The organism is Kineococcus vitellinus (assembly GCF_009906315.1).
Lineage (GTDB): Bacteria > Actinomycetota > Actinomycetes > Actinomycetales > Kineococcaceae > Kineococcus > Kineococcus vitellinus.
In genome coordinates this window covers 1-9,899 of sequence record NZ_JAAALL010000169.1, presented here as the reverse complement: position 1 = coordinate 9,899, position 9,899 = coordinate 1, and the positions used below count along the sequence as shown (strand labels likewise).

Below are 9,899 nucleotides of genomic sequence, written 5' to 3'. Positions count from 1 at the left end.
CTCCTCGAGGTCCTTGACGAGCTGGCGCAGCTCCTTGTCGAAGGTGGTGACCTCCTCGGCGCGCCGGCGCGGCTGGAAGACGGCGAGCTCCAGCACGATCCCCAGGACGCCCACGCCCATGAGGATCCACCCGACGACCTGCAGGTCCACGCCGCTGAGGTCGACGTCGACCGCGAAGGTCAGGATCGCCCCGAGGGCGATGAGGAAGATGCCGGTTCCCAGGCGCATGCTGCCAGGGTGCTCCACGGCCGGGGCGCCCGCACCTCGACGGCGATCACCGCCACCCGGGTGGCGGTGATCGCCCCGACGCCCCGGGCCGGACCGGCCGTCGGCGGCGGCGCCTAGGATCGACCCCGCCCCCACCACCGCCGACCCGGCGAGACCAGACCAGGAGAACCGTGGCGATCCAGCCGATCCGACTCTTCGGGGACCCCGTCCTGCGCCAGCGCGCCGAGGAGGTCACCACCTTCGACAAGGAGCTGCGCCAGCTCGTCAAGGACCTCGAGGAGACGATGCTCGCCGCCCCCGGGGCGGGCCTGGCCGCGCCCCAGCTGGGGGTGTCGCTGCGCGTGTTCACCTACCACGCCGACGGCGAGCTGGGCCACCTCGTCAACCCCGTGCTGGAGCTGAGCGAGGAGTGCCAGGAGGGCGACGAGGGCTGCCTGTCCTTCCCCGGGATCGTCGCCGACACCAAGCGCGCGCTGCACGTGGTCGCCAGGGGCTTCGACGTGCACGGCGAGCCGGTGACCATCACGGGCTCGGAGTACAAGGCGCGCGCCATCCAGCACGAGACCGACCACCTCGACGGCATCCTCTTCATCGACCGCCTCGACCGGGCCCAGCGCAAGCTGGCCCTCAAGGCCGTCCGCGAGGCGGAGTGGATGGGCCTGCCCGTCCCGCAGGTCAAGGTCTCCCCGCACGAGACGTTCGGACAGGCGAGGTAGTGCGCCTCGTCGTCGCCGGCACCCCCGACGTCGCGCTGGTCGCGCTGGACGCGCTGCTGGCCAGCTCCCACGAGGTCGTCGCCGTCCTGACCCGCCCCGACGCCCCCGCCGGCCGCGGCCGGCGGCCGGTCGCCTCCCCGGTGGCGCTGCGCGCCCGCGAGGCGGGCCTGCCGCTGCTGCAGCCCGAGCGCCCGCGCGGGGAGGCCTTCCTCGCCGCGCTGCGCGAGCTGGCCCCCGACGCGTGCCCCGTCGTCGCCTACGGCGCCCTCGTGCCGCGCGAGGCGCTGCAGGTCCCGCGCCTGGGCTGGCTCAACCTGCACTTCTCGCTGCTGCCGGCCTGGCGCGGGGCGGCTCCCGTCCAGCGCGCCGTGATGGCCGGGGACGAGGTCACCGGCGCCTGCGTGTTCCAGCTGGAGGAGGGCCTGGACACCGGGCCCGTGCTCGGCCGCCTCACCGAGCCCGTCGGCCCCCGCGACACCTCCGGGGACCTGCTGGGCCGCCTCGCCGCGCGCGGGGCGGGGCTGCTCGTGGACGTCCTCGACGCCCTGGAGGCGGGGAGCGCGAGCGCCGTGCCGCAGCCCGCCGAGGGCGTCTCGCTGGCTCCCAAGATCAGCGTCGAGGAGGCCCGCGTCGACTGGAGCGCACCGGCCGCCGAGGTGGACCGGCGGGTGCGCGGGTGCACCCCCGACCCGGGGGCCTGGACCACGTTCCGCGGCGAGCGGTTCAAGCTCGCCCCCGTGCTCCCGCACCCGGACCCGCTGCCCGCCGGCCGCATCGTCGTGGAGCGCGGGCGGGTCCTCGTGGGCACCGGGGCCGGCTCAGTCGAGCTCGGCCTGGTCCAGCCCGCGGGCAAGAAGCTGATGGGCGCGACCGACTGGGCGCGCGGTACCCGGCCCGAGCCGGGAGAGGAGTTCGTGTGACCGGCCGGAGCATCCCGGGTCAGAGCAGCCCGCGCCGCGGCGTGAAGCAGGACCGCTTCACCCGCGTCGACGAGGCCCGCCGCGTCGTCTTCGACGTGCTGCGCGCCGTCGACGCCGAGGACGCCTACGCCAACCTCGTGCTGCCCAGGCTGCTGCGCGAGCGCCGCGTCGGCGGCCGCGACGCGGCCTTCGCCACCGAGCTCGCCTACGGCGTGCTGCGCGGGCGCGGCACCTACGACGCGCTGCTGGGGACCCTCGTGGACCGCCCGTTCGCGGAGCTGGACCCGGGCGTCCTGGACGTGCTGCGGATGGGCGCGCACCAGCTGCTGGCCATGCGGGTGCCCGACCACGCCGCCGTCGCCACCAGCGTCGCGCTGGCCCGCAACGTCCTCGGCGGCGGCCCCTCCGGGCTCGTCAACGCCGTGCTGCGCAAGGCCGTCGGCCGCGAGCTGGACGGCTGGCTGGACGAGGTCGCGAGCACCGGCGACGAGGACGCCGACCTGGCGGTGCGCCACTCGCACCCGCAGTGGGTCGTGCGCAGCCTGCGCGAGGCGCTGCGCGCGCACGGGCACGACGTCGCCGAGCTGCCCGCGCTGCTGGCGGCCGACAACACCCCGGCCGCGGTGGCGCTCAGCGCGCTGCCCGGGCTGGCCACCCCCGCCGACCTGCTCGGCGGCGGCTCGGCCGTGGAGGTCGTGCCCGGCCGGTGGGCCTCCACGGCCGCCGTCCTGCGGCACGGCGACCCCGCGGCCGTCCCCGCCGTGCGCGAGGGCCGCGCGCGCGTGCAGGACGAGGGCAGCCAGCTCGTCGCCCAGCTGCTGGCCGCCGCGGACGTCGAGGGCCGCGACGAGCGCTGGCTGGACCTGTGCGCCGGACCCGGCGGCAAGGCGGCCCTGCTGGCGGCCACCGCCGCCGGCCGCGGTGCCCGGCTGACGGCCGTGGAGGTCGCCGCCCACCGCGCGCAGCTGGTGCGCACCGCGCTCGCGGCCGTGCCCGGCGAGACCGAGGTGCGCGTCGCCGACGGCCGCGAGGTCGGTGCCGAGGAGCCGCGCGCCTACGACCGCGTCCTCGTCGACGCCCCCTGCACGGGCCTGGGGGCGCTGCGCCGGCGCCCGGAGGCGCGCTGGCGGCGCACCCCCGCCGACCTCGGGACGCTCGGCCCGCTGCAGCGGGCCCTGCTGACCTCCGCGCTGGAGGCGGTGCGCCCCGGCGGGGTGGTCGCCTACGCGACGTGCTCACCGGTGCTGGGCGAGACCCGGCTCGTCGTCGACGACGCGGTCAAGGCCGCCGCCAAGCGGGGCGTCGCCGTCGAGCGCCTGGACACCCCCGCGGTGCTCGCGCGGATCACCGAGGGCCTGCCGGGGGCGGCGGCGGGCAGCGCCGTGCAGCTGTGGCCGCACACCCACGGCACCGACGCCATGCACGTGGCCCTGCTGCGCCGCGCGGACTGAGCCGCGCGGGGTGCGGCACCCGTGAGACGTTGACCCGGTGAACTCCGCCGAGAAGGCCGCCGCGCTGCGGCAGCTGCACACCGACCCCGAACTGCTCGTCCTCGTCAACGTCTGGGACGCCGTGAGCGCCCGCGTCGTCGCCGCCGAGCCGCGGACCAGGGCGCTGGCCACCGCCGGGCACTCCGTCGCCGCCTCCTTCGGCTACGGCGACGGCGAGCAGGTGCCCCTCGACCTCGCGCTCACGATGGTGGGGCGCATCGTCGTCGCCGCCGGCGACCTGCCCGTGACCGCCGACCTCGACGGCGGCTTCGGCGACGCCGGGGAGACGGTGCGCAGGGCCGTCGGCGTCGGCGTGGTGGGCGCCAACGTCGAGGACCAGCTGCTGCCGCTGGCCGAGTCGGTCGCCAAGGTCGAGGCCGTCGTGGCCGCCGGCGAGGCCGAGGGGGTCCCCTTCGTCCTCAACGCCCGCACCGACGCCTTCGTGCGCGGCGGGGACCGCCCGCGCGAGGTCGTCCTCGCCGACGCCGCCGAGCGCGGCAGGGCCTACCTGGAGGCCGGCGCGACGTCCGTCTTCGTGCCCGGCCCGCTCGACGAGGACGCCGTGCAGCAGCTCGTCGAGGCGTTCGGCCCGCAGCGGCTCAGCGTCATCGGCTTCCCCGGGGTGCCCCCGCAGGCGCGGCTGGCCGAGCTCGGCGTCGCGCGCATCACCTACGGCCCGCTGACCCAGCGCGTCGCGCTCACCGCGCTGCAGGACGCCACCCGGGGCATCTACGCCGGTGGGGGGATCCCGGAGGGCACCAGGGACCTCAACTGAGCCCTTCCGCGTGAACCCGGTGACACCGGGGGGCGCGCGTGGGCGAGGATGCCGTCCGTGACCTGGATCGACGACCTCGCCCACCGCGCCGACGCCGTGCTGCCCGACTACGTCGCGGCGTACTACCACTCCGCCGCCGGGGACGGCACCTGCGACCGGGAGGGCATCGCCGACTGGAACGGCTTCCGGCTGCGCCCCAGCGTGCTGCGCGACTGCCGCACCCAGGACACCGCCACCGAGGTCCTCGGCACCCCCGTCGCCGCGCCGGTCCTGGTGGCGCCCATGGCCCAGCAGGTCGGTGCGCAGCCGGAGGGGGAGGTCCTCACCGCCCGCGGCGCCGCGCAGGCCGGCACGCTGCTGGGCGTCTCCACGAACACCGGCGTGAAGTTCGCCGACATCGCCGCCGAGGGCGCGCCCTGGTGGTACCAGGTCTACGTCGCCCGCGACCGCTCGGTGACGCAGCTGCTCGTCGAGCGGGCCGTCGAGGCGGGCGCGAAGGCGATCGTCCTCACCGTCGACACGACGGCGCTGGGGCGCGAGCAGGCCGAGATCGACCCGCGCAACTGGGTGGAGTCGCACCACAAGTACCGCACCGGCAACCTCACCGAGGCCGAGGTCGAGCGCTACGGCAGCGACGTCGACATGGCCCTGGACCTGACGCCGGACACCATCGGCTGGCTGGCGGAGGTCTCCGGCCTGCCCGTGCTGGCCAAGGGCGTGCTCACCGCCCGCGACGCGCGCCGCTGCGTGGACGCCGGGGCGGACGGCATCGTCGTCTCCACCCACGGCGGGCGCCGGCTGGGCATCTCCGTCACCTCCGCCGCCGCCCTGCCGGAGATCCTCGCCGAGGTCGCCTCGGAGGTGGAGGTGCACGTGGACTCCGGCGTGCGCGGCGGCCACCACGCAGCGGTCGCGCTCGCCCTGGGCGCCAAGGCCGTCCACGTGGGCCGGCCGGTGATGTGGGGCCTGGCCGCCGACGGCGCGGCCGGGGTCGCCGCGGTGCTCGCGCAGTACCAGCACGAGCTGCGCACGACGCTGCGCCAGCTGGGGGTCGGCTCGATCCACGACCTGACGCCCGCGGACGTCGTGCGGCGCTGAGCGCCGGCCGGGCGGGCGCCGCCCCTCACCCGGGCAGGCGCCGGTCCAGCAGGGCCAGCAGGCGCGCGGCGATCTCGCCGACGTCCTCCAGGCGCCCCTCGGCGACGTCGCGGGTCAGCTCGCGGCCCGCGCGCGCGGAGGTGACGCCGACGCTGGTGCCGTTGACGTGCAGCAGGGCCAGCGCCGCCAGCAGCGCGGTGCGCTCGTTGCCGTCCACGAGCGGGCGGGTGAGCGCCAGCGAGTGCAGCAGCGCGGCGGCCTTGCGCGGCAGGTCGGGGTAGGCGTCGCGGCCCAGGACCTGCAGCTGGGGGCGCTGGACGGCCAGCGCGAGCAGTCCGGCGTCGCGGACGCCGTAGGGGCCGTCGGGGAAGAGCCGGGTGAAGCGGACGACGTCGCCGACGGTCAGGTAGCGGATCGGGTGCAGCACCTAGACGGGCTGCGCTTCGCTGTCCACCAGCGCGTCGAACAGCTCGCGGTTGCCCGCGTAGATGGCGCGGGCCACGTCCTGCACGTCGGCGCGGTCGGCCTCGTCGGCCCTCTCCAGCAGCGACTCGAACAGGCGCTGGCGCGAGACGCCGGGGCTGCGCGACTGCAGCCGCTCGAGCATCGAGCGGTGCGCGGCGTCCAGGCGCAGCGTGAACGCGGTCGTCTCCGGCATGACGTCACGGTACACCAGTGGTGCACGGTGACGTCACGACCGGTGGGGCGGTCCCCGGCCACCCGTGCGGCGGCGGCTAGGGTCACCGGGTGGCCATCCAGGTGAACCCCAGCATCCTGTCCGCGGACTTCGCCAACCTGCAGGCGGAGCTCGCGCGGATCTCCACCGCGGACGCCGCGCACGTCGACGTCATGGACGGGCACTTCGTGCCCAACCTCACCCTCGGCCTGCCCGTCGTCGAGGCGCTGCAGGCGGTCTCGCCCGTCCCGCTGGACTGCCACCTCATGATCGAGGCGCCCGACCGGTGGGCGCCCGCCTACGCCGAGGCCGGTGCCGCCGGCGTCACCTTCCACGCCGAGGCCGCCGCCGCCCCGGTCAAGCTCGCCCGCGAGATCCGCAGGGCCGGCGGCCGCGCCGGCCTCGCGCTGCGCCCGGCCACGCCGCTGGAGCCGTTCGTGGACCTGCTCGGCGAGTTCGACATGCTCCTCGTGATGACCGTCGAACCCGGTTTCGGCGGCCAGAGCTTCCTCGACGTCACGCTGCCCAAGCTGCGCCGCGCCCGGCGGGCCGTCGACGCCTCCGGCCTCGACGTGCGGCTGCAGGTCGACGGCGGCGTCTCGGCCGCCACGATCGAGCGCGCCGCCGAGGCCGGCGCCGACGTGTTCGTCGCGGGCTCGGCCGTCTACGGCGCCGACGACGCCGCGGCCGCCATCGCGCAGCTGCGCGAGCTGGCCACCGCCGCCTGCGCCCACTGAGCGCACCGCGCCCCCGGGTCCCCGCTCGCGCGCGCGAGCGCGTGGCAGACTGGCCGCACCCGGGCTCCCCGCCCGGGACAGCGACACAGCGAGCGACAGAGCAACAGCAACAGCGAGCAAGACCGCACGACACGCGTGCTCCGGGGTCGGTGGGATTCCGAACCGGCGGTGACAGTCCGCGAGCCTCCACTGCGGTGGGCGGCTGATCCGGTGGAACTCCGGGACCGACGGTGACAGTCCGGATGGGAGGCAGCGCGCGACGTCGCCGCGGCGACCCGCCGTCGGCACCCGCCGACCGCGGTCGCGGCGCCGGCGTCGGTGTCGTCGACGGTCCGCAGGCGCGTGCGCGCCCGGACCGCCCGACGGCCTGCCCCCCGCCCGGACCGCCTGCCGGCCGTCGGGAGTGGAGAACCGTGCTGGACGCGACGGCGGCGACGCCCGCCGACCCGCAGCGCGCCGCGCGCGAGCTGCGCGCGATGCACCGCGCCCTGCAGCTGGCCGCGCAGGGCCCGCGCACCGGTCCCAACCCCCGCGTCGGCTGCGTCCTGCTGGCCCCCGACGGGCGGGTGCTCGCCGAGGGCGCCCACCGGGGAGCGGGCACGCCGCACGCCGAGGCCGCCGCCCTGGCGGCGCTGCCTGAGGGCGCGGCCCGCGGCGCGACCGCCGTCGTCACCCTCGAGCCGTGCACCCACACCGGCCGCACCGGCCCGTGCAGCCGCGCCCTGCTGGCCGCCGGCGTCTCCCGCGTCGTCGTCGCCGACACCGACCCCAACCCGCGCGCGGCCGGCGGGGCCGCCGAGCTCGCCGCGGCCGGCGTCGACGTCGAGACGGGCCTGCTCGCGCCCGAGTCCCGCGCCCTCAACGAGCGCTGGGCCGCCGCCGTCGGCCGCGGCCGGCCGTGGGTGACGTGGAAGTGGGCGGCCACCCTCGACGGGCGCTCCGCGGCCGCCGACGGCAGCAGCCGCTGGATCACCTCCGCCGCCTCCCGCGCCGACGTGCACCGGCTGCGCGCCGAGCACGACGCCGTCCTCGTCGGCACCGGCACCGCGCTCGCCGACGACCCCGCCCTCACCGTGCGCGCCGACGGCCGCGAGGTCGAGGGCCCGCAGCCGCTGCGGGTCGTCGCCGGGCTGCGCGAGCTGCCCGCGGGCGCGCGGCTGCGCGACGAGCGCGCCCCGCTGCTGCACGTGCGCTCGCGCGAGCCGCACGCCGTGCTCGCCGCCCTCGCCGCGCGGGAGGTGCGCACCGTCCTGCTCGAGGGCGGCCCCACCCTGGCCGCGGCCTTCGCCGCCGCCGGTCTCGTCGACGAGGTCGTCTGCTACCTCGCGCCCGCGCTGCTCGGCGCCGGCCCCGCCGCGGTCGGCGACCTCGGCGTCCGCTCGATGCCGGACATCGCCCGCCTGCGGCTGCGCTCGGTGGAGCGCACCGGCGACGACGTCCGCCTCGTGGCGCGTCCCGTCCCGTCCGGGGTCTGGTCCGCAGACCCCGCCCTGCCCGTGAAGGAGGCCGCCGGTGTTCACCGGGATCGTTGAGGAGGTCGGCGAGGTCGTCGCCGTCGAGCGCGGGAGCGACTCCGCCCGGCTGAGCGTGCGAGGACCCCTCGTCACCTCCGACGCCGTGCACGGGGCGTCCATCGCCGTGGACGGCGTCTGCCTGACCGTCGTCGACCAGCCCGAGCCGGGGGTCTTCACCGTCGACGTCATGGCCGAGTCGCTGCGGCGCAGCTCGCTGCACGACGTGGCCGCCGGGCGCCGGGTGAACCTGGAGCGGGCGGTGGCCGCGCACGGGCGCCTGGGCGGGCACGTCGTGCAGGGCCACGTCGACGGCACCGGCACCGTCGCCGCCCGCACGCCGGGGGAGGCGTGGGAGGTGGTGCGCATCGCGCTGCCGGGCGGCCTGGCCCGCTACGTGGTGGAGAAGGGCTCGATCACCGTCGACGGCACGTCGCTGACGGTGTCCGCGGTCAGCGCCGTCGACGACCCGCAGCCGTGGTTCGAGGTCTCGCTCATCCCCACCACCCTGGAGCTGACCACCCTCGGCCGCCGCGAGGTCGGCGCCGTGGTCAACCTGGAGGTGGACGTGCTCGCCAAGTACGTGGAGCGCATCACCGCCTTCGAGCGCGCGGACCGGGCCGGCGGGCGGGCCGGCGAGCAGGTCGCGCCGTGAGCGCGCCGGCGGTGGCCGCGGGCGCGCTGGCCGCGGCGCTCCAGGCGCTGCGGGCGGGGCGGCCGGTGCTCGTCACCGACGCCGCCGACCGCGAGAACGAGGGCGACGCGGTGCTGGCGGCAGAGCTGGCGACGCCGGAGTGGATCGGCTGGACCGTGCGGCACACCTCCGGGATGCTCTGCGCGCCGATGCCCGCCGAGCGCGCCGAGGCCCTCGGCCTGCCGCGCATGGTGGAGCGCAACGAGGACTCCCTGCGCACCGACTACACCGTCAGCTGCGACGCGGCGAGCGGGGTCAGCACGGGGATCTCCGCGGCCGACCGGGCCCGCACCGCGCGCGTCCTCGCCGACCCGGCCAGCGCCCCGGGCGACCTGGTGCGCCCCGGGCACGTCTTCCCGCTGCGCGCCCGCCCCGGCGGGGTGCTGGAGCGGGCCGGGCACACCGAGGCCGCCGTCGACCTGTGCCGGCTGGCCGGGCTGGAGCCCGTCGCGATCATCGCCGAGCTCGTCGAGGACGACGGGTCGATGTCACGCTGGGAGCAGGTGGTCGAGCTCGGCCGCAGGGACGACCTGCCCGTGCTGACGATCGCGGAGCTGCGGGCGCACCTGTCCGCGGCCGGACGAGGAGGAGACGCGTGAGCGGCGACGGGAGTCCCGAGATCGAGGTCGACGGCAGCGGGGTGAGGGTGGCCCTCGTGGCCGCCCGCTGGCACGCCGAGGTCATGGACGGGCTGGTGGAGGGCGCCCGGCGGGCGCTGCGCGAGTCCGGGGTGACCGACGTCGTGGAGGTGCGCGTGCCCGGCGCCTTCGAGCTGCCGGTGGCCGCCGCCCGCCTGGCCCGCACCGGCGTCGACGCCGTCGTCGCCCTGGGCGTCGTCATCCGCGGCGGCACCCCGCACTTCGACTACGTCTGCGAGGCGGCCACCTCCGGGCTCACCCAGGTCGCGGTCAGCACCGGCGTGCCCGTCGGCTTCGGCGTGCTCACCGTCGACAACGAGGCCCAGGCGCTGCACCGGGCCGGTCTGCGCGGCTCGCGCGAGGACAAGGGCGCCGAGGCCGTCCTCGCCGCGCTGGAGACCGTGGTGGCCCTGCGC

At 77.3% G+C, this 9,899-nt stretch carries 12 protein-coding genes, 1 pseudogene and 1 riboswitch; of the genes and pseudogenes, 10 read left to right on the top strand and 3 right to left on the bottom strand.

Annotated features, from left to right (window positions below):
- The coding region (locus GTQ99_RS14685) for a DUF6458 family protein (RefSeq protein ID WP_166616481.1) at positions 1 to 228 on the bottom strand (228 nt) is incomplete at its 3' end.
- Between the two features lie 170 nt (positions 229 to 398).
- Between GTQ99_RS14685 and def the strand changes: the two genes are divergently transcribed.
- From def to GTQ99_RS14660, 5 genes are read left to right on the top strand one after another with little or no spacing between them, the layout of a single operon-like run.
- On the top strand, positions 399 to 944 hold the full coding sequence (gene def, locus GTQ99_RS14680; protein ID WP_166616480.1) for a peptide deformylase: 546 nt from the start codon (positions 399 to 401) through the stop codon (positions 942 to 944).
- Complete coding sequence (gene fmt / locus GTQ99_RS14675) at positions 944 to 1,864, top strand: methionyl-tRNA formyltransferase (RefSeq protein ID WP_166616479.1); 921 nt, start codon at positions 944 to 946, stop codon at positions 1,862 to 1,864. Before def ends, fmt begins: the two co-directional genes overlap by 1 nt.
- Entirely contained in the window at positions 1,861 to 3,315 is a 1,455-nt protein-coding gene (locus GTQ99_RS14670) for an RsmB/NOP family class I SAM-dependent RNA methyltransferase (protein WP_338075010.1), read from the top strand. The genes fmt and GTQ99_RS14670 overlap by 4 nt, the downstream gene beginning before the upstream one ends.
- Before the next feature lie 37 nt (positions 3,316 to 3,352).
- On the top strand, positions 3,353 to 4,129 hold the full coding sequence (locus GTQ99_RS14665) for an isocitrate lyase/phosphoenolpyruvate mutase family protein (RefSeq protein ID WP_166616478.1): 777 nt from the start codon (positions 3,353 to 3,355) through the stop codon (positions 4,127 to 4,129).
- Between the two features lie 57 nt (positions 4,130 to 4,186).
- Entirely contained in the window at positions 4,187 to 5,227 is a 1,041-nt protein-coding gene (locus tag GTQ99_RS14660) for an alpha-hydroxy-acid oxidizing protein (RefSeq protein WP_205707513.1), read from the top strand.
- 25 nt (positions 5,228 to 5,252) lie between these two features.
- On the opposite strand, the gene GTQ99_RS14655 is transcribed toward GTQ99_RS14660, so the two are convergent.
- The gene (locus GTQ99_RS14655; protein WP_166616476.1) at positions 5,253 to 5,654 is read right to left on the bottom strand and encodes a Fic family protein; all 402 of its coding nucleotides are present in this window, start codon (positions 5,652 to 5,654) and stop codon (positions 5,253 to 5,255) included.
- Positions 5,655 to 5,885, bottom strand: coding sequence for a hypothetical protein (locus GTQ99_RS14650; RefSeq protein ID WP_166616475.1), 231 nt, complete (start codon positions 5,883 to 5,885; stop codon positions 5,655 to 5,657). It lies immediately after the preceding gene.
- 89 nt (positions 5,886 to 5,974) lie between these two features.
- Between GTQ99_RS14650 and rpe the strand changes: the two genes are divergently transcribed.
- The 5 genes and pseudogenes from rpe to ribH all read left to right on the top strand — a co-directional run.
- The gene (rpe, locus tag GTQ99_RS14645; RefSeq protein WP_166616474.1) at positions 5,975 to 6,640 is read left to right on the top strand and encodes a ribulose-phosphate 3-epimerase; all 666 of its coding nucleotides are present in this window, start codon (positions 5,975 to 5,977) and stop codon (positions 6,638 to 6,640) included.
- A 131-nt stretch (positions 6,641 to 6,771) separates the two neighbouring features.
- Positions 6,772 to 6,900: riboswitch (FMN riboswitch) on the top strand.
- A 216-nt stretch (positions 6,901 to 7,116) separates the two neighbouring features.
- Positions 7,117 to 8,172: a bifunctional diaminohydroxyphosphoribosylaminopyrimidine deaminase/5-amino-6-(5-phosphoribosylamino)uracil reductase RibD gene (gene ribD, locus GTQ99_RS14640; protein WP_166616483.1), complete on the top strand. Its 1,056-nt coding sequence runs from the start codon at positions 7,117 to 7,119 to the stop codon at positions 8,170 to 8,172.
- A complete protein-coding gene (locus GTQ99_RS14635; protein ID WP_166616473.1) occupies positions 8,153 to 8,806 on the top strand; it encodes a riboflavin synthase in 654 nt (217 codons plus the stop codon). The genes ribD and GTQ99_RS14635 overlap by 20 nt, the downstream gene beginning before the upstream one ends.
- A gap of 26 nt (positions 8,807 to 8,832) precedes the next feature.
- A pseudogene (gene ribB, locus GTQ99_RS14630) lies at positions 8,833 to 9,411 on the top strand (3,4-dihydroxy-2-butanone-4-phosphate synthase); the annotation flags it as partial.
- Between the two features lie 29 nt (positions 9,412 to 9,440).
- Positions 9,441 to 9,899 (top strand): 6,7-dimethyl-8-ribityllumazine synthase (ribH, locus tag GTQ99_RS14625; RefSeq protein WP_166616472.1); only part of this gene is annotated, 459 nt, incomplete at its 3' end.

Excerpts from the sequence above, each read along its gene's own strand:
- GTQ99_RS14650 (WP_166616475.1), bottom strand. The coding sequence starts at position 5,885 with ATGCCGGAGACGACCGCGTTCACGCTGCGCCTGGACGCCGCGCACCGC.
- ribD (WP_166616483.1), top strand. The coding sequence starts at position 7,117 with ATGCACCGCGCCCTGCAGCTGGCCGCGCAGGGCCCGCGCACCGGTCCC.